The organism is Cupriavidus sp. SIMBA_020 (genome assembly GCF_046535395.1).
Classification (GTDB): Bacteria; Pseudomonadota; Gammaproteobacteria; order Burkholderiales; family Burkholderiaceae; genus Cupriavidus; species Cupriavidus campinensis.
This window is the reverse complement of sequence record NZ_JAWRWU010000004.1, coordinates 14,822-34,559: the sequence shown is the minus strand read 5'-3', so window position 1 is coordinate 34,559 and position 19,738 is coordinate 14,822. Positions and strand designations below refer to the sequence as shown.

Genomic DNA, 19,738 nt, shown 5'->3' with positions numbered 1-19,738 from the left:
CCGTTTTGCGCGGCGCGCGGTCGCAATTGGCGCCGCCTTGCTCGCGACGGCGCCCGCCATGGCAATGGTCGAGGAGAACCGCGACCCCCGGCGCAACAGCGGTGCCACGGCATCGAACGGCGAGCAGGTCCAGTTTGAAAGTGGTTTCGTCCGCGCGCTCGGGCAGTCCATCGACCTCTCGCGCTTCGAGCGCGATGAATCGGTAACTGAAGGCGAGCATCCGGTAGAGGTCATCGTCAACGACACGCCCTACGGTACGCATACCCTGTCGTTCGCTCGCCATCCGATTTCCGGCCAGCTCGAGCCCTGCTTCCCGAAATCGCTCGTGGCACGCTTCGGCCTGCATCCCGAGCGCCAGCTACGGCAGCTCGAAGACGGCACCTGCGCATTCCTCGATGAACTGGTGACCGGTGGCGCACAGGTCCATGAGGCTGGCGAGCAGCAGCTCCTGGTCACCATTCCGCAAATCTTCCTGCGCTACAACGTGCGCGGCTACGTGCCGCCCGAGGCGCTGGAAGAAGGCATCACCGCGGCTACCTTCCGGTACAACCTCAGCTACACCAACAACCAGAACAGCCGGGGGCACTCCGGCCAGTACCTCTATGGTGGGCTGGAGAGCAACTTCAACTTCGGCCCCTGGAGATTCCGTTCCTACGGCACCGTGTCGTCCAACGAAGGCCAGCCCACGCGCTGGGACCACGTATCCGCCTACGCGCAGCGGGCCTTGCCCACTATTCAGTCGGAAACCACCATTGGCGATGCCAACACCACCGGACAACTGTTCGACTCCACGCCGGTTCGCGGCGTGACGCTGGCCACCGATGACCGGATGCTGCCGGATTCCCTGCGCGGCTACGCGCCTGTGGTCCGCGGCGTGGCGCGGTCGAACGCGGTGGTCACGGTCCGTCAGGCCTCCAATGTCATCTTAGAGCGCAACGTCCCGCCGGGCGAGTTCGCCTTCAACGATCTCTACGCCACCGGTTATGGCGGTGACCTCGAAGTCACGGTGACCGAGGCGGATGGGCAGACCCAGCAGTTCGTGGTGCCCTACGGCAGCATCGCGCAGTTGCTGCGCGAGGGCTACACGAAGTACAGCGTTACCGGGGGTGCGATTCGCGACGAATCCATCTCCGACGCGCCGATCCTGATGGAAGGCACGATTCAGCATGGCCTGACCAACGACATTACCCTCTATGGCGGCGTGCAGATCACCGCGCCGACGTACTATGCCGCCGCCATGGCGGGTGCGGCCGTCAACACGCCGCTCGGCGCGCTGGGCCTCGATATCACCCAGTCCTACGCGATGTGCGTGGATTTTGCCGCGCATTGCGACAAGGCCGGACAAAGCGTACGCGCCAGCCTCGGCAAGCAACTCTCGACGGGCACCTATTTCAGCCTGGTCGGATACCGCTACTCCAGCCCCGGCTACTACTCGCTGATGGACACCATGCATCTGCGCGAGTTCCGGCTTGGCCATAGCGATCGGGAGCCCCTTCGGCTGCGCGACCGCTTCGACGTGAACATCACGCAGGCCCTCGGCCAGAAGTACGGCAACCTGTTCCTCACCGGGTCCTATGGACGGCACTGGGAAGACCACAGCCGTCAACTGAGCTTCCAGGCCGGCTACAGCAACAGTCTGGGCCCCGTTCGATACAACCTCAGCGTTGGCCGCACGAAAAACGCGCTTGGCAGGGATGAAAACAGTGTCCTCCTGTCACTGTCGATGCCCCTGGGGCGGTCGGCGGTCAACCCGGCGACCGTGGGCGTCAGCGCCTCGCACATGAATGGCCAGTCTGACCTGCGCACGACCCTCTCCGGCAGCGCCGGGGAACGCGCGCAGACCTCGTATAGCGCCTGGGCCGATGCGGCCACCGGCGGCGACGTGTCCTTCGGCGGTGCGCTCGGCTATACCGCCGACGCCGTCAAGGGCAGCGTCTCGTACGGCCGCTCGCCGCACACCAACTCGATTGGGGCGAATGTCAGCGGCGGCGTGCTGATCCATGGCGATGGCGTGAACTTCGCCAGCGAACTGGGCAACACCGTAGCACTCGTGAAGGCCGACGGTGCGGCCGGGGCGCGCGTGCTGCCTTACCAGCACACCCGGATCGGCAAGGACGGCTATGCCGTGGTGCCCTACGTGTCGCCTTACCAGTGGAACAACGTCGAACTCGACCTCAAGGACGCCGACATGGGTCTTCAGGTCGAGAACACACGGCTCATGACCGCCCCCACGGCAGGCGCCGTGGTCAAGCTGACGTTCGACTCCCGCCATACCGAGTCCGCCGTGCTGCGCATCCGGCAGGCCAACGGCAGCCTCGTTCCCTTCGGCGCCACCGTGGTGGACGCGGACGGCAACCTGATCGGCACAGTCGGCGGCGGAGGCACGGTCATCGCCAGCGATCTCTCGGCCGACAAGGCACTCACCGTGGCCTGGGGAGCCGGAAAAGACGCGGCACAGCAATGTGTCGCCCAGTACACGAAGCCCGCCACTGCCGCATCCAGCAAGACCCAGGATGTGACGGTTCTCGACGTGACGTGTGAAACCGTGGCGGAACGCCACGCAGTGCCTGGTGCGCCAGGCGAAGAGGGGCAATCATGAAACACCTGAATTTCCTTCTCGCGGGCGCGGCGTTACTCGCATCGTTCGTCGGCATGCCGGCGGCATCCGCTGCAACGTGCAGCCTGACCTCGAACGGCGGCCAACCGCTGCGCGCGGAAGTCAGCATCAGCTCGATCACCGCGGCGACCAACGGCGCGCCCGGCACGGTGCTGGCCACACGCGATATTCCGCTCGGCAATCTCGACTACACCTGCGGCGCGAACGTGAATGCGGAAATCCGCACGACGATGGCTGTTGGTTCGGCGCAGACAGCGGTCACCAACGTCTACAGCACGACCATCCCTGGCCTGGGCTACCGGCTTCGCTGGCCCGCCACCACGTGGTGGCCGAACGCCCTGCGCTGCAGCGCCACGCAAACCGGCAGCTGCACGATCGCGGCAACGACCGTGAAAGTGGAGTTCGTGCAGACCGGCCCCATCACTTCGGGAACCATGAATCCGACAACCCTCGGGATCGGGACGCTGCTGGCGCCGGACACGTCGAGCAATCAGCTGACTGCCGTACGGATCGAGCTAATGACGCCGATCAGCATCGCCGTCAAGAGCTGCGCGGTGACTTCCGACGTCTATGTCGATCTCGGCACGCACGCACTCTCGGACCTGTCCACCAAGACGGGCTCGCCGGCCGTCAAATTTCCGCTGAAGTTCACCTGCCCCAATCCCGCGGCAGTCGGCATCACCTTCAACGGCACGGCGCCTTTCGGCTACACGACAACGGGCCTGATCGAGAACGACGGCACGGCCCAGGGTTTCGCCGTGCAGCTACTGGATTCCTCCGGCTTCATGGGAGTCAAGCTGGGCAGGGAGATCTCGCTCGGCACTATCAACGGCGCCAAGACCGTCAACTACAACGCGCGGATCTACCGTCTGCCGGCGTCAACGCCGACCGCCGGCACGATCGATACCTACGCGGTCTTCACCCTCAACATTCGCTAACCGACACGAAAGGTTCCTGCATAACTGCATACCGACCGGCTCGGCATGCACCTGAAGAGAAGTGACAAAGTGAAACAGACAAAAACCGGCTGGCTGGCCGTTGCAACAGCCCTGGGCATAGCAACCAGCAGTGCGATCGCCACCCCCGCGCGCGATACCCGGCAAGACATGGACCATCTGGAGCGTCAGCGCCAACAGGAGCAGATCCAGAAGGAAATCGAGCGCGAGCGCGCGTTCTCGGAGCAACACCGCGCCGTCACGCCCGCGCCCGACGCCAAGGAGCAGCCCCTGCAGAACAAGGCGACGTTCCTGGTGTCGCACATCCAGCTTCTGGGTGACGACTCGCCCTCCGCCGAAGCCAAGGCCATTCTCGCCGCCTATGAGGGAAAGACCATGGGTGCCGCGGAGATCATGGCGGTGGTGCGCGATCTGACCAATCACTACATCGAACGCGGCTACGTCACTACCGTGGTCACCGTGCATCCCGGCACGCTGAAGAGCGGGACGCTGACACTCGAGGTCAAGTGGGGAACGATCAAGGATATGACCCGCAACGGCAAGCCCGTCGACGGCATCCGCGACACACTGCGCCTGTTCGGTGCCATGCCGTTCGCCGAGGGCGCGCGACTGAACCTCCAGGATATCGACCAGGCCGTCGACAACCTCGTCAGGGGTGGCGGCAATGACAAGATCCGGATCGTGCCCGGTGACGAAGTCGGCAGCTCGGTGCTCGATGTCACTGGCGAGGACCCGAAGCTTCTGAACTTCGGCATCGGCGTCAACAACAGCGGGCGGGAGGTCGAGGGGTGGAACCAGTATTCCACGAACTTCGGCATCAACAACGTGCTCGGCCTGAACGACTCCATCTCCGCCTACTACGCGCAGCAGGACTTCAAGGACTCCGCCAATAGCCAGCGCATCGGTTCGGTGAACTACAGCCTGCCGATCGGGTACTGGACCTTCGATGCTTCATGGTACGGCTCGCAGTACGAGAAGATGATCGACGGCTACTTCGGCCGCTACGCCAGCGACGGCACGTCCCAGCGCCTGAACCTCAAGCTTTCGCGCGTGCTGCACCGTGACGCCCAGGGCAAGACCAGCGGCTATATGAAGTTCGCCAACCGCTCGAATACCAACGGTATCGAGGGCACGCAGACAAGCATCAACAGCAAGCGCTACTCAGAAGTCGGCGCCGGCGTGACCCATGTGGGTACCCTGGCCAACGGCTGGCTCTATGCCGACCTCGGCGTGAACTTCGGCGTGCCGTGGATGGGCGGCGCATGGCGCAGCGATCCCGACCTCGCCGGCTTCGACACCGACTTCACCAAGTTCAACGGCATGGCCACGTGGACGCGCCCGTTCAAGGTCGGTAACGTCGACTTCGTGTACGACGTGGGAACCGGCTTCCAGTATTCGCCCAACACGCTGGTGACCGATGCCCGGTTGTCGATCGGCGACGAGTACACGGTGCGCGGATTCAAGGACACCGCCTTCTACGGCGATAGCGGCGCCTACCTGTCCAACACCCTGCGGCTCCCGCTCCGGGCAAACGTACTCGGCGGCATTGAGGTCGCGCCTTTCGTCGGCTATGACGGTGGCGTGGTCAAGAACTACGCCCCGGGCTCGAAGCCGGAGTACGTCATGGGTGCTGCCGTCGGCTTTCGCTTTTCCGGCAAGTACCTGACCAGTTCACTTTCCTATGGTTGGCCAATTGCGTCTCCTGCTCAATCCCAGACCCTGGCACGAGCGCTGAACTATCGGCTAGACCTTCGCTACTGAGCGCAATCCATTGCGCCACCCATAACCTGAAACCCACCTCTATCATGAACAAGTCAAAGTCATCCAGAGCGCAACGTCGCGCCACCGGCAACACCCCGGCCACCGCTAACCAGCCGATGCAACCGGCGCGCCTGCGCCCGCTATGCGCCGCACTGATCGGCATCATGCCGGCCATCGCCGGCGCCGATATCGTCCCGGATCAGGCTGCAGCCCAGCGCGCAGCCATGAACCAGACCGCCAACGGCACGCCGCTGGTGAACATCGTCGACCCGAACCAGCGCGGCATCTCGCACAACAAGTTCAAGGAATTCAACGTCGACGCGAACGGCGTGGTCTTCAATAACAGCATGGCCAACGGCGTCTCCGCCATTGGTGGCCAGGCAATGAAGAACCCGCAGTTGAACAGCCAGGCACGCGCGATCATCGGCGAAGTGACCGGCAGCGGCCGTAGCGCGCTCAATGGCGCCATGGAAATCTTCGGCGGCAAGGCCGATCTGCTGATCGCCAACCCGAACGGCATTCAGGTGAACGGTGCCAGCACCGTCAACGCCAACAACCTGACGCTGTCCACCGGCCGCGTGCTGGGCCAGCCCGATGGCAGCGTGCGCCTGGGCGTGGACGGTGGCGCGGTCAGCATCGAGGGCACCGGCATTTCCACGGCGGGTCTGACCCACTTCGACATCATCAGCCGTACCGCACAGATCAACGGCCAGATCCAGGGTCCTGCGGACATCAAGATCGTTGCCGGCCAAACCGAATACGACCCCGCAACCCGCACGCACGTGGCCAAGCCCGGCGCACAAGCCGTAGAGCCCATCGCCATTGACGCGAGCCACCTCGGCTCCATGTACGGCGGCCGCATCGAACTGGTCGCCACAGATAGTGGCGCCGGCGTGCGCCACCAGGGCATCATCCTCGGCGAACGCGACATCTCCGTCACCGCCGACGGCGATATCGTGCTGGGCGCCGCACAGAGCACGCAGGGCAACATCAATGTCGCCGGCAAGAGCGTCACCATCAACGGTACGCCCGACACCGGCCGGATCGGCCTGACCAGCCATGGCGACATCGCCATCCGCGCGCTCCAGTCCGTCGGCGTCAACGCGAACCTGGTCAGCCAGCGAGGCACGATTGCAATTGACGCCGGCTCGCTGGTCCAGCGCGCCGCTGACATTCTCTCGCTCCGCGACGACGCCACGACCGTCAGCGTCCCGAGCCTGCGCATCAATGTGGGCGACTATCGCATCGAAGGCGAGCTCTTCGCGGTCCGGCCTACGGGCGAACGCATCGAAGGCGCCGTGGTGCAGATCGAACGTGGCAACTATGTCGTGCGCGATGCGGAAGGCAACGTTCTCCAGGACGTGATCCTCGCTTCCTCGGCGCGCCTCGCCGCCAACCACGGCAACATCCACGTCAAGGCAACGAGCATGACGAACGATGGCGGCGTGGCGCTCGCCAGCGACGGCACCCTCGAGTTCGACATCGCCGGGATGATGCTGAACCAGGGGATGATTACCGCCAACGGCAACATCGACATGAAGGCCGGACAGGCCAACAATGCAGGCTCCATGTCCGCCGTGGAGATCGCCGTCCGTGCCGCCAGCATGGCCAACAGCGGGGAAACGCTTGCCTATGGCAACCTCGATATCACCGCGGCCACGCTGGACAACACGGGTCGGCTCGCAGCGGGCGGGAACGCCACACTGGGCGTCACCGATCGCATCGACAACGCCGGCACGCTTCTCGCCGACGGCACGGTCAACATCGACGGCGTCAAGACGCTGGTCAACCGCGATGGCGCCTGGCTGCAGGGCAACGCCGTGCAGCTTCGCAATATCGAGACCATGACCAACCGCGACAAGGCGGTCCTGGTCGCGCAGAGCGGGCTGAGCCTGGATGGCATCGGCGCACTCACCAATGACGACGCTTCGATGCAAGGGCAAACGGTCGACATGCGCGACAGCGGCACGGTGCGCAACGTGAACGGCGGCCTTGTCGCCGGGATCGATAGCCTGTCGATCCAGCATGCTGACTCGCTGACAAACGATGACGCCCGCATGCAGGGCACCAACGTCTCGATCTCGGACGTGGCAACCGTCACCAACGCGAACGGGGCTGTCACACTGGCCAGCAACGACCTGACGATTGCAGGCGCTGCCATCCTGGACAACCAGGGTGCACAGCTTTTGGCAGGCAACGCCCTGTCGATTCACGACGTGAGGACCGTGCACAACGATGCCGGTTCGATCAAGTCCAGCGGCACCGTGGCACTCGACGCCGTGGAGCGCTTTACCAACCGCAATGCGGCGAACATCGTCGCCAACGGCAATGTCGACCTCCACGTGGACACCCTCGTCAACACCGACTCGGCAATCCAGACCGGTGGCAACCTGACAATCGAGGGGCTCAGCGTCGAGAACGCCAAGACCGCATCGGCGGCGGCAGACGCGGCGGCCATCCTCGGCGCCAACGGCACGTTGACGATTACGGCGCCTACTATCCAGAACTCGGGCGGCCGGATCCAGGGCGGTGAAGGCGTGTCCATGGTCGGTCAGACCATCGACAACAACGCCGGCGGCATGATGATGTCCGGCGGTGCGTTGCAACTCGCGGCCGACACGTTGAACAACCGCGCCTTTAGCGTGATTCGTGGCGACGGCGACGTAACCATCGGGGTCAACACACTGACGAACTCTAACGCCTCCGACCCCGCGGCCGAGGCTGCGACCGAGGCTGCGACCGAAGGGGAAGGCGAAGGGGAAGGCGAGACGGAAGTCAAGTACGCGGCGCAGATCTCCGCCGGCGGCGCACTGGGCATCACGGCAAATACCGTGGACAACGCGAGCGGCGCCATGCTGCTCAGTGCCGGCGACATGACGGTCTCGGCCTCGCAGCTGCACAACACTGCCGGCGCGGTCATCGTCGCGCAAGGTGCCAATCTCGGGCTTGCCGTCCGGGACCAGATTCGCAACGACAGTGCAGCGATGGTCGGCCAGAACATCGATCTAACGACCGCGCGGCTCGAGAACCACGGCACGATCGAGGCGGACACCAACGCTATCGTGAACGTGGACAGCTTCTCGAACACCAACGGCACCATCGCCGCCGGTCGCGAGGTTGACTTCCGCACCCGCCAGAACCTGGTGTTCGATGACACAACCGGCACGTTCTTCGCCGGAGGCCGGCTCAAGATGCACACTGACGGCGATGCCACCGTCACGACCCGGCTGGAGAATCTCGGCACGATCGATCTGCATGCCGATGGCGACATCACCAACAACGGTGCCATCCTCAGCGGGTGGGCCGTGGCGCTTGCCGGTGACAACATCAAGAACAGCCGGAACTCCCTGATCTGGGGCATGCAGGATGTTTCCCTGGAAGCCCTGGGCGGCACCATCGAAAACGAGCGTAACGGCAACATCCTGAGCCAGGGCTCGATGTCGCTGGCGGCCAAGCAGATCTACAACCGCGCCGGCACCATCCGCAGCGAAGGCACGATGGCCATCGACGCGGACCGCCTCGAGAACCTGTCCGACTACAACGAATCCGATGTGACGTTTGGTCCGGGTTCCAAGGAAGAAGCCTATCGTGAAGTGGGACGCGGCATCGCCTCGACGTACGAGTTCCGCCTGGCCATGACCTTGCCGACGTTCATCTCGAACATCGAACTGGACAAGGTGGCCGATATTTCCGCCGGTGGCAATCTCTACATCAATCAACGGGATGTCAAGATCGAGCGCGCTGCCGGTGAAGCCGCCCCGACGCCGTTGGTGCATAACCTCGGCGGCACGATTGCCGCGGCCGGCAACCTGCTCGTCAAGGGCGACCTGGTCAACGAGTCCAAGAGTCAGTCGGTCGATCTCATGGACTACCTGAACAATCCGCTCGAACAGAGCATCAAGCTCTCCAACTGGTGGAGCCCGACTCTCAACTTCCCGACGCTGGCCGCGTTCTTCGATACGATCTTCCAGACGTACAAGTACAACCCGCTCACGATGGAGCAGTACGACTTCCTACGGTACGCGGAGAACTGGGGTAGTTCGGCGGAGCCGACCTCCACGTGGGCACGGCACTTCAACAACGGCGACCCCATCGCCATGCTCAAGCAGATGGACGGCGCCACGTTCAACACGGTCATGTCAAAGATTTTCGGACCGACGTGGAAGGCCACCAGCAATGCCGACCTGCGTGCACGCTGGCGCGAAGTCTCGGGCAACCAGTACGCCGAGCTCAAGACCCAGAAGTTCTACTTCCTGCCGGCGGAAAAAGCCTCGATATCGGCGGGTGGCAACTTCGTCCATACCGGCGGTGAGTTCACCAACGGTATCGGCGGTGTGCAGCAGCAAAACAAGGCCATCCAGGTCAAGGTTGGCGACCAGACCGTGGACGCCTCGGTCCCGCCTTATGACGTAGTGGTGAACCCGAAGCAGTTCGAAGAACTCTCCATGGGTATCAGCACGCTGCCCACGCTGGCGGACCTGCTCCAAGTGACCGGCATGTTCAATGTTTCCAAGGCATGGAACGACCTCAAGGCAGGCAGGCCGCTCGCGCCAGGCAATGAGAAAGTCGTGCCGATGTACGAAACACAGATGAAGTACATCAACCAGAATGACTTCTACGGTGGTGCCTACTTCTTCAATCAAGTGGGCTACGATCCCCAGAAGCCGGCCAACATCATCGGTGACAACTACTTCATCAACGAACTGATCCGGCGGCAGCTGAACGAGGAGATCGGTACGTTCTTCGCGGTCCGTGATGGCGTGCAAGGCGCCGACATGGTCAAGATGCTCATGGACAACGCGGGCGCGTTGATGGGGCTGGTGATGGTTGAGGACGTCGACCCCCACGCTGCGGTGGTGTCCAGCCGGGTGGTGTCCAGCCGCCGCGGACTCGGAGAAACCGGCGGGACGGAAGCAAGCGAGCCGGCGGCCGCCGCCAAGCCCACCTTCACGAAGTCGCGGCAAGCCGTCGACCCGCTCTATGCCACCCTGGAAGTCGGCAAGCCGTTGACGCCGGAGCAGATGGCCGGCCTGAAGACCGACATTATCTGGTTCGTCACGGAATCCGTGAAGGGCGAGAACGTGCTGGTTCCCCGCGTGTACCTGGCACCGAAGACGCTGGAACAGATCCGCAACGGCGAGACCAGCGGCAGCGCCGTGGTCAGCGCAGGCGGCAGTGTCGTGGTGGACGCCACCAAGGCAACCAACGCCAGTGGCTCGATCGTCGCCAAGAAGGACGTCTTCATCAAGGCCGAAGGCGATGTCGTGAACATCAGCGCGGGCATGACCGGCGGCATCAAGGCCGGTGGCGACGTGGCGTTGATTTCCACGGAGGGCAACGTGCTCAACAGCGGCGCCTACGTCAAGGGCGGCGGCAACGTCACGCTGCTCGCCGATCAGGGCTCCGTCAACATCACGGCCAGCGTTGGCTATGACCAGAACGGCAAGCACCGTGTCCACGAGTTTGACGACTCCATTACGGCGGGCGGCAGTGTGGCGATCCAGGGTGCCGATGTCACGTTGAACAGCGCGTATATCGCGGCGAACGAAAACGTCGTGATCAACGCCACGAAGGGCAGCATCAAGTCCAACGAAATGCACCAGCTCGATTCCGACTACGACTACTCGTATGTCGGTGGCGGCACCAACTACATCAAGGAGAGCCACACCGAGGCGAGCGCCGTCGGCATGGGCAGCAGCATCCACGCGGGCAACGCGCTGGTCATGCAGAGCAAGGAAAACATCGAGCTCGAAGGCGGCCAGTACTCCGGCGCGGCGGGCTACATGAAGGCTGGCAACGAGATCAACATCAAGACGTCGACCAACTATGGCTACACGCATGACGAGCGCGAGGTGAGCCAGTTCGGCGCCGGCGCCGGCATCAATGCCACGGGCCACACGGCAAACGCCAACTCAAACACGATGGAAGGCTCCGGCTCGTATGCGGGCCGTGCGCACCGTGACAATCCGAACGACGACGGTCAGTCGAACAGCACCGGCGGCAAGAAGGCAGGCCGTGCGCCGATGGCGGATACGGCGAATGCGTCCTTCGGTTATAGCAAGACGACCGACAAGACCACGACCCAGTCGATGACGCACAACAACGCGAACCTGTCGTTCGGCGCGGGTGGCCTCTCGATGGAAGGCAAGACCATCGACTTTGGGGGTGCGGATATCACTACCCCGGGCAAGCTGTCCATGACGGCCGACGACATCAAGACCACCAAGTATGTCGATCGTCACGACGTGAAGCAGTCGCACGAGGAACTGTTCATCGGCGTGAAGGCGGAGGGCCATAGCTCCATCGCCGATGCCGCGAACAAGTACGGCGAACTGGGCACCAAGGCCACGCAGGATGGCAAGAGCACCGATGCGGGCATGACAGCGCTGCAGGTGGCGGGCGATGTGTCGAACCTGGTCTTCAACGACCTGGTCGGCGGCTCCGTCAGTTTCGGCATGAACCACTCGAAGACCAATAGCTCCAGCAGCAACCGCGCCGAGAACATTTCGCATATCAAGGCTGGCGAGATGGCATTGAACGCGAAGAACGATATGACGCTCAACGGCGTGGATATCGATGTCGCGGGCAAGGCTTCGCTTGAGGCGGGCGGCAACATCGCCATGAACGCGGCAAGAACCTGGGACGAAACGAAGTCCTCGACAGACAGCTTCAACGTGGGCGTGTCGGCTGGCGCTTCGGTGTCCGCCTTCGGCGCCGGCATGGGTACCTCCATCGACGTCAGTGGGTCCCATGAGCGGTCAGGCAGTTCGTCGACGAAGTACACCAACTCGACCCTTGATGCAGACAAGCTCAGCATCAAATCGGGCGGCGATACCACGCTGACGGGGGCCACGGCCAACGCCAACGATGTGAAGATGGACATCGCCGGCAACCTGAACGTCACCTCGGTGCAAGACAAGTTTGACAGCAACACCACCAAGGGCCATTGGGGCGGCTCGATTGGCGCAGCGATCACGACCAGCGGCGCCATCATCCCCACGGCATCGGTGCAAGGCGGTGGCGGCAGCGAACATCGCAACGACCGGACCACGGCTGAACAGAGTGGCATCACCGGGAAGAACTCGTTTGAGGGCAACATCGGTGGGGACCTGAACATGAAGGGTTCCCACCTCGTGGACGGAAGTGGCAACGGTAAGCTGAATGTCGATGGAAAGGTCAACGTCGCCTCACTCACCGACAAGATCGAGCAGGACGGCGGTTACGGCGGCGGCGGCGGCGGCATCAGCAGGGCTGGCCTGGGCACGCTCAACGCCTATGGCGAGACGGTTGACGAGATCCACAAGGAAGACAGGCAAAACGCCACGATCGCCGGCATGAATCTGAACGCTGGCGAAGTGAACGGCAACATCAACACCGACGCGACCAAGATGACCGAGTCGATCCGGGACGAGAAGGAATCTGGCAACCAGATCTCCTTCACGGCCGGTATCGGCGACATGAAGGGCGCCGGCAAGAAGAAGCCGGACGGTGGCAATAGCAAGTGGTACGACACGCCGTCAGGCGACGCGACCCCGAAGCCTTCGCCGAAGCCGACGCCAGACGGCACACGCCCGACGCCCGACGGCACACGCCCCACGCCGTCGAGCACGGAGCCTGTGATCACGCCGGTTCGCCCGCCGGCAACGCCTGAGTTCGTGCGCCCGGCCGTGCCGGAAACGGCACGTCCGATCCAGCCGGACAACTCGCGGCCGCTGACGCCGGGCATCATCCCGGTGGACACGCCGACGATGCATCCGCCCGCAGGGTCCGAGTCCGTCAAGCCGGTGAAGCCGGACAACGCGCGGCCGCTGACGCCGGCAGACATGCCGAAGCCGTCCACGCCTGACGCGGGCGCCAAGCCGTCGACGCCAGGCGGTAGCGACGGTGAAGTAGTGCCGTCGAAGAAGTGGCCGGAAGTGAAGATCCCGACGCCGTTCATCGGCTCGCCGGGCTCGTCGCAAGCGTTGCCTGGGTTCAACCCGCCGGCCAAGATGAACACGAACACCGGCAAGGACAATGGTGCGATCGGCGGTCGCGGCGGCAAGATGAATGGCCCCGTCACGCCGAAGATTCCCGTGCCCGAAGTGCGTGGGCAAGGGGATGCCTCGACGCTGTACCCGCCGAATAGCGGGAAAGCGCCGGCAGCGGACCCCAAGCCGGTCAGGCATTACGAAGTCGTAACGCCGAAAGCACCTGTGCTGTCGCCCGGCTCGTCCACGGCGGTCCCTGGCTTCACGCCCCCTGCCGGGAACAACACCAACACCGGCAAGGACACGGGTGCGATCGGTGGCAAGGGCGGCAAGATGAACGGCCCGGTAACGCCGAAGATTCCCGTGCCCGAAGTGCGTGGGCAAGGGGATGCCTCGACGCTGTACCCGCCGAATAGCGGGAAGGCGCCGGCAGCCGACCCCACGCCGGTCAGGCACTACGAAGTCGAATCGCCGAAAACACCTGTGCTGTCGCCCGGCTCGTCCACGGCAATGCCTGGCTTCACGCCTCCTGCCGGGAACAACACCAACACCGGCAAGGACACGGGTGCGATTGGTGGCAAGGGCGGCAAGATGAACGGCCCGGTAACGCCGAAGATTCCCGAGCCTGAAGTGCGTGGGCAAGGGGATGCCTCGACGCTGTACCCGCCGAATAGCGGGAAGGCGCCGGCAGCCGACCCCACGCCGGTCAGGCACTACGAAGTCGAATCGCCGAAAACACCTGTGCTGTCGCCCGGCTCGTCCACGGCAATGCCTGGCTTCACGCCTCCTGCCGGGAACAACACCAACACCGGCAAGGACACGGGTGCGATCGGTGGCAAGGGCGGCAAGATGAATGGCCCGGTAACGCCGAAGATTCCCGTGCCCGAAGTGCGTGGGCAAGGGGACATCTCGACGCTGTACCCGCCGCAGGCGTTCAGCGCTGACGCCGGCAGCCCGTCCGTACAATCGTCGATCATGCCCTCGACGCTGTCGTACGGTCCGATGCTTCGGCAAGGGGCCAACAACTAAATACTGAAACCTTGAGGTGATTCGGCGGCTGTCGCGCAAGTGGCAGCCGCTTTTTTTTATTGTCGCGTGATGCGCTGCGGATGCGTGGCGTAGTAGGCCAGGATCATGGACGCGGCGAAAGCCATGCCGGCCACGGCAAAGGCGATCAGCGTGGGAAAGGCGACGCCGGATTTTTCCTTGGACATGCGGACTCCTCGGACGGTTGGTCACGGTATGGTAGCCCGGTCCGGCGCCGGCTGCTGACCCTGGAAATCTCCCGTCTGGTTCGCCACCGCCTCCCCAGTCTGCTGCGGCTTGGTCACGATCGCGGCGCCGGCGTCCTTCAGCCGCCGCCGAAAATCCGGCGACGTCATGATGATCTTGCCCGCCACTGCACGCTAGCGGTCGACCGCTTCCGATAGCAGGAAAAACGACGTGGGAAGCTCATTCAGGTAGGCCAGTTCCGCCTTGTCTTCCAACCGCGCAAACGAAACGTCGATGGCATAGATGGTGGCGTCTGGCGTGCGGAGTGCCTTGGCTGTCGCTTCGTCCGCGTTCGCGGCAAACGCGGCGGATTGCCGGATCTGGCGCATGGATACCCAGCGCGCCTGGCTATCCTTCAGCAACTCGGTCGCCTCATATGGGCCAGCGGCGGATTGACGGGCCGGCTCGCTCAGCCGCCCAGCAGAAGCAAGAACGCAACGATCAGCCATACAGGTAGCGCAATCTGGCCATGGATTTCTCCGATTCTCTCCGATTAGCCTAGACGAGAGACTTCATTGGTGAAATAAAAAGAGAAGGCACCTTGGGCGCCCCGGGGCCGGTCTGGCGCGGCAGACCCTCGCAGAATCAAAGCTCTAAAAGCAAAAAGCCGTCCAACTGGACGGCACTTACTGCTGCGGATGGAGTTGTGGTGGAGAGAGCCTCGGAATGTCAGGAAGTATGCGACATCCCCGGGCAAAACTCTCTTTACGATTTTTGCACCCCGCTTTTTACCCCAACTACGTCACTGCTCTGTGCGTCGCCAGCCCCCTTAACGTCGCGCGAGTCGTGGCGGAAGGCTGCAGAGACGACGGACGGTCAGCCAGACTCGTCTAAGGTGACGCGGCCACCACCCGATCGGTTCAAACGCTGACTCGTAACGCCCTCATTCATCCGTTTGAGTGATTGCTTAGTTGCGCAGTCGTGTCACCCTTTTGGGTGTCCTTCTGGGCGTGTCTAGCACGCACACCATCTTGAAGCCGCATGCAAACGGAGATTCAATAGATGGGCGTCATTGCGATGATGGGAGCCATTGCATTTCTTTGGCGGTTCGTGAGCACCCGCGCGGCGTTGACCCTTGCGGGGTTGCTCGTTATCGGCCTGCTTTCCTACTGGTCCAGGACAGATGCCAGCCGGCAGTGCGATGGCAGGGCCTGGTTTTGTGACCTCATCCCGACGCCGACGATTGTAGAAGGTCCGCCACCCTGCCCCGAAGTCGAGCCGATCACCACTCGGATATTCGAAAGCGACGGGGCCAATGCCGAAGTCCATCGCCTGATTGAGACGGGAGTCTGCCAGGAAGACGCAATCAACAACGTCGCAGAGGGCTGGAAGGCGCCGTTTGCACCGGAATATGGTTCGTGGTGGCGAAGGCTGTTCTTCTGACCGCCCTCCTCGCGTCGGCCAGAAGTTAGCCTGGCCGCCGGGCCATCATGTTCAGCGAGAAATACTCACCGAAGGTGGCGTTGGCCACTGAAGCATCCACGGTGCCCGGTACAAAATGGGGCTCATGCGGATATTCCTCACACTGCTCAAAACCACATGATTCCAGCAGATGACGCAGCCAGTTGGCATTGAAACCTGTCTTGTGGAAATCATATGGCGTCGACTGGCCGCCGTAGATCAGGCCGATCCATGGTGTGTTGCCCGGTTTCTGGAAGTGCTCCCAGTTGTTGATGTAGATTTTGACTATACGATCCAGGTCTGGCACCGAGATGCGCAGAATGCCGCCCGGCTGCAAAACGTCGAACCACCTTTTCAGCAGCGGCGCAACCTCATCGTGCGCAAAATGCTCTAGCACGTGGCAGGCATAGATTTCCTTGGCGCTCCGGTCAGGAAAACGCCGAAGCGCGCGAATGTCGTCTATAACGTCGGCCGCAATGGTCTCCAACGCATCAACGTGGCAGAATCCGGCCAACTTGATGTTTCCGCAGCCGAGATGCAGCCGATATGGTGCCGAAAACTCATGAAATCGGTCCTGAAACTCGGGTGGCCCATCGGGGGCATCCACGGATCGTAGGCGCCCAATAATTCCCCTGACCGCATTTCTCTGCTCTACGGTCGTCACCTTCTTGATTAATGCCTTCACCATCCCGTCTCCCCCGATACCAAATAACATTCAGCGTAACTCGTACGGCTGATATAGCGCTTGCGCGGTAACGCGGTGAGTATAGCAACACCGCCGAATTCGGCAACACGAATTAAGTGACAAACTTGTCGGGTCTGGTGGGTGTATTACGCTTACTGTATGCCGCTCTGCAGGCCAGCCTGCGCGCCCGGCGGTCAACTCGGCAATCGCGGGGTCCAGACGCTCCGACACCGGCGATTGCCTGGCGTGGAGATTGCTAGCGCGCAAGTCGGCGCGTTCACGGGTGATCCAGCCTCCCATGCGCACAAGCTGAACGTACTCGTATCGCGGCATGAAGTGAACCCCTGGGGACCGGCCACGTTACGATTGCCGCCGCCGTCATGAGCGCTACTGGTATGCGTTGCGTAGCAATGGGGCTCTCCTCCTCAGATAATAAAAACGCCCGCTCAAGGCGGGCATGGAAGCACCACAACAGGTGGTCGCAATGACGTCGATAGAATGGCGGATCTAGATAATTTGCGATTCTTCAATAATGACAAGACAAAAGTATCTGGACTACCTGCGGGCGTTCCCGGCCATCTGCGTAATTGGCATCCATACGCATGGGCCATTTTTTCAAAAGCCTGCCATCTGGAGCCCAACCGGTATCGTGGGCGGCATCATGGACACGATGGTTCGGGTTGGATTGCCGCTGTTCTTCATGATCAGTGGTGCACTGCTCTTGGCAACGCCTTATGCCTCGGCGAGCCGCTTTTATCTGAAGCGCTTCCCAAAGATCCTAATACCGTTCATCCTTTACTCAGCAGCGTACTACGCCTACGTGCACACGTTCGAAAAGCCGTCGCCGATGTCCGTCAGCGACTTCGGGATGGCGCTAGTTCGCGAACCCCAGTTCTACCATCTTTGGTTCGTATATTCCCTTATTGGCCTCTACTTCATAACCCCCTTCTTGTCGGTGGCTGTCAATCAAATTGCAACTAGGACGCTATGGACAGCAATACTGATCTTGCTTGCCATCTTACAGGTCCGGGTGTTCTCGCCTCTCGCAGGAATTCAAATCAATGGCGCAATTTTCCTGGTAAGCCCTTGGCTACTGTACTTCGCCGGGGGCTATGCGATTACAAGGCTAGACGCTCATCAGTACAAGCTCGCCTTTTTGGGATTGACGTTGTTTGGATTCATTTCGACCTTCTTCGCGCGTGCAGCGCATCTGCAAATCGGCATCTTCGATCAGAGCCTCAACATGTATGCCCTAGCGTTCGGCGTGTTCGGGTTATTTATGGGCGCGAAGCAACTACCAGCTGACGGGGCGATCTTGGACCGGGTGATGAGCACGATCTCCAAGTACTCTTACGAAATCTATCTGGTACATCCGTTGGTCTTAATCTGGCTGCGCGACAAGGTGTTCGAGATGACGGAGTTCCATCCCATCTGGAACACCTTTTTGCTGACATCTACCGTTTTGTTCGGGTCCCTCCTCGTCGCTGCAGTAATACAGACCCTCGTCACTGGGCCATGCGTGAGAGTTGCGGACCGGCTTGCCGCGAGTTGAAGCCCGAATGGTGATAATACGGCCCGCTAGCGTCTGCTGGTTGACGTTCGTGTCGATCCCAGGGGGTCGCCTCACCATGCGTCGTGTTGTCAGATATGAGTTCCCCGGAGACAAGATTGCCCACCGAAGCGGGAAAATGGAAACCGCCCGAAGGCGGCTGTCAGTCGAGAGTACGGAGCGGGTAAGCCATCGCGGACAACACGACGGCGCCGGACCGTTGCCCATTTGCCGGTGATGGATCAGGTCCGATTCCAGTAGGCAGATCGCCCGAACCATCGTCCCTCGCCCGTGGCGTGTCCATGGGGGCCGGCAGGATCGCCAAGGCCGGGCGCCAGGGCCTCTTTGATGAACTCACGCGCCAGCATCGGTGTCTTCCTTGTCTTTGCGCCGCACGGACGTGTAACGCACCACGATCAGCAGCAGGAATGCCACCGTGGATACCAAATCCGAATGTCGGGCCGCGCCCCGGCGGCGTTGTCCATCAGGTATCGACGGATCTCCTTCACATCGCCGCCGATGTCGTTCAACTGCTCCTTCACATCCGCCCGTTGCTGCCGCATGTCGGACTCGATCCGCGCAAAGTGCGATGCATGGTCCTGATCTCGTGTCTCCAGCGCCTGGACCCGGCTGACCAGTCCGAACCAGATCGCGGCGCCCGTTATCGCGCCGACCAGCGAACTCACGATTGCTCCGACCAGCCATTGCAGACTGATCGTGAAGTCGAACCACCCTCGTTTTTGCCCGACATTGAACCGGGTAACCGGCGTCTGGCCTGATGCTCCACGGAACGTCACCGATGCAGCGGATATCCACATCTGCGTGTTTGGTGACGAGCCATTCTGCGCGGCAAGGCTCCGGACGCTGGAATTGGTGGCGCCAATCTGCGTGCCTGGCGTGGTCAGCAACTGATGCTGCGTGCCGTCGTAGAACAGCACAGCGGCGACGCCGGCCACCAGATAACCCGGGGCAAGCGCTTGGGTGCCATTCTTGGTGATGTTCTTCGTACCGATGCCGTTGATAATGATGGTGACGGCGTTGGTCGTGTTGTTGTCCGTGGGCATGAACTTGAACGACTGTCCAGCCACATACGCCGTGAACGGAACCGGGCAAGTTGCAGTGATCGCGTCAGCCGGTGACGGTGGGGCAACTGCTGGACCGGTATGCGCTCGAAGTCATTCGGACGAAGGCCGTCACGACCCAGGCGCAAAATCAGATCGCGGTGAACCGGCTGCGCGTGACGTTCGGCGCATGGCCGCTGATGGCCATTGAGCCGCACCACATCTACACCTACGCCGACGTGAGCACGAAGGAAGTGAAGCAACCGGATAGCAGCACGAAGCGCGTGAAGGCCCGCACGGCGCCACTGCGCGAACTGGAAGTGCTGTCGCACGCGCCTACACCAAGGCGGTACAGTGGGGCTATCTGAAACGCCATCCGTTCGCCCGAGAGGTCCGTCTGGAAGGCGAAAAGCCGCGCGACAGATACGTCGAGGATTGGGAGATCGAAGCGTGCCTGTCGCTCCCC

12 protein-coding genes are annotated in these 19,738 nt (G+C 62.2%); 7 read left to right on the top strand and 5 right to left on the bottom strand.

Annotated elements, in window-relative coordinates:
- The first annotated feature begins 58 nt into the window (after positions 1 to 58).
- The 4 genes from SB751_RS09370 (at position 59) to SB751_RS09355 (ending at position 14,333) form a co-directional block, all read left to right on the top strand.
- Entirely contained in the window at positions 59 to 2,599 is a 2,541-nt protein-coding gene (locus tag SB751_RS09370) for a fimbria/pilus outer membrane usher protein (RefSeq protein WP_186296961.1), read from the top strand.
- Positions 2,596 to 3,555: a fimbrial protein gene (locus tag SB751_RS09365; RefSeq protein ID WP_410747981.1), complete on the top strand. Its 960-nt coding sequence runs from the start codon at positions 2,596 to 2,598 to the stop codon at positions 3,553 to 3,555. The genes SB751_RS09370 and SB751_RS09365 overlap by 4 nt, the downstream gene beginning before the upstream one ends.
- Before the next feature lie 69 nt (positions 3,556 to 3,624).
- Positions 3,625 to 5,334 (top strand): ShlB/FhaC/HecB family hemolysin secretion/activation protein, encoded by a 1,710-nt coding sequence (locus SB751_RS09360; RefSeq protein ID WP_211943910.1) that lies wholly within the window; start codon positions 3,625 to 3,627, stop codon positions 5,332 to 5,334.
- 44 nt (positions 5,335 to 5,378) lie between these two features.
- On the top strand, positions 5,379 to 14,333 hold the full coding sequence (locus SB751_RS09355) for a hemagglutinin repeat-containing protein (protein WP_410747980.1): 8,955 nt from the start codon (positions 5,379 to 5,381) through the stop codon (positions 14,331 to 14,333).
- Positions 14,334 to 14,389: 56 nt separating this feature from the next.
- Here SB751_RS09355 and SB751_RS09350 read toward each other — a convergent pair whose 3' ends face one another.
- From SB751_RS09350 to SB751_RS09340, 3 genes are read right to left on the bottom strand one after another with little or no spacing between them, the layout of a single operon-like run.
- Entirely contained in the window at positions 14,390 to 14,518 is a 129-nt protein-coding gene (locus SB751_RS09350) for a hypothetical protein (protein ID WP_280527768.1), read from the bottom strand.
- Between the two features lie 21 nt (positions 14,519 to 14,539).
- Positions 14,540 to 14,704, bottom strand: a complete 165-nt coding sequence (locus tag SB751_RS09345) for a hypothetical protein (RefSeq protein ID WP_313819274.1) — start codon at positions 14,702 to 14,704, stop codon at positions 14,540 to 14,542.
- 6 nt (positions 14,705 to 14,710) lie between these two features.
- Entirely contained in the window at positions 14,711 to 14,938 is a 228-nt protein-coding gene (locus tag SB751_RS09340) for a hypothetical protein (RefSeq protein WP_313819275.1), read from the bottom strand.
- A gap of 640 nt (positions 14,939 to 15,578) precedes the next feature.
- Here SB751_RS09340 and SB751_RS09335 point away from each other — a divergent pair.
- Positions 15,579 to 15,959, top strand: a complete 381-nt coding sequence (locus SB751_RS09335) for a hypothetical protein (RefSeq protein WP_313819276.1) — start codon at positions 15,579 to 15,581, stop codon at positions 15,957 to 15,959.
- A gap of 25 nt (positions 15,960 to 15,984) precedes the next feature.
- Here the strand turns inward: SB751_RS09335 and SB751_RS09330 are convergent, their stop codons facing one another.
- Complete coding sequence (locus tag SB751_RS09330; protein WP_410747979.1) at positions 15,985 to 16,692, bottom strand: class I SAM-dependent methyltransferase; 708 nt, start codon at positions 16,690 to 16,692, stop codon at positions 15,985 to 15,987.
- A 502-nt stretch (positions 16,693 to 17,194) separates the two neighbouring features.
- On the opposite strand from SB751_RS09330, the gene SB751_RS09325 reads away from it, so the two are divergent.
- Complete coding sequence (locus tag SB751_RS09325) at positions 17,195 to 18,214, top strand: acyltransferase (protein WP_410747978.1); 1,020 nt, start codon at positions 17,195 to 17,197, stop codon at positions 18,212 to 18,214.
- A 413-nt stretch (positions 18,215 to 18,627) separates the two neighbouring features.
- Here the strand turns inward: SB751_RS09325 and SB751_RS09320 are convergent, their stop codons facing one another.
- Positions 18,628 to 19,275, bottom strand: a complete 648-nt coding sequence (locus tag SB751_RS09320) for a hypothetical protein (protein ID WP_313819279.1) — start codon at positions 19,273 to 19,275, stop codon at positions 18,628 to 18,630.
- 77 nt (positions 19,276 to 19,352) lie between these two features.
- On the opposite strand from SB751_RS09320, the gene SB751_RS09315 reads away from it, so the two are divergent.
- Positions 19,353 to 19,640, top strand: a complete 288-nt coding sequence (locus SB751_RS09315; RefSeq protein ID WP_313819280.1) for a hypothetical protein — start codon at positions 19,353 to 19,355, stop codon at positions 19,638 to 19,640.
- Positions 19,641 to 19,738 lie beyond the last annotated feature (98 nt).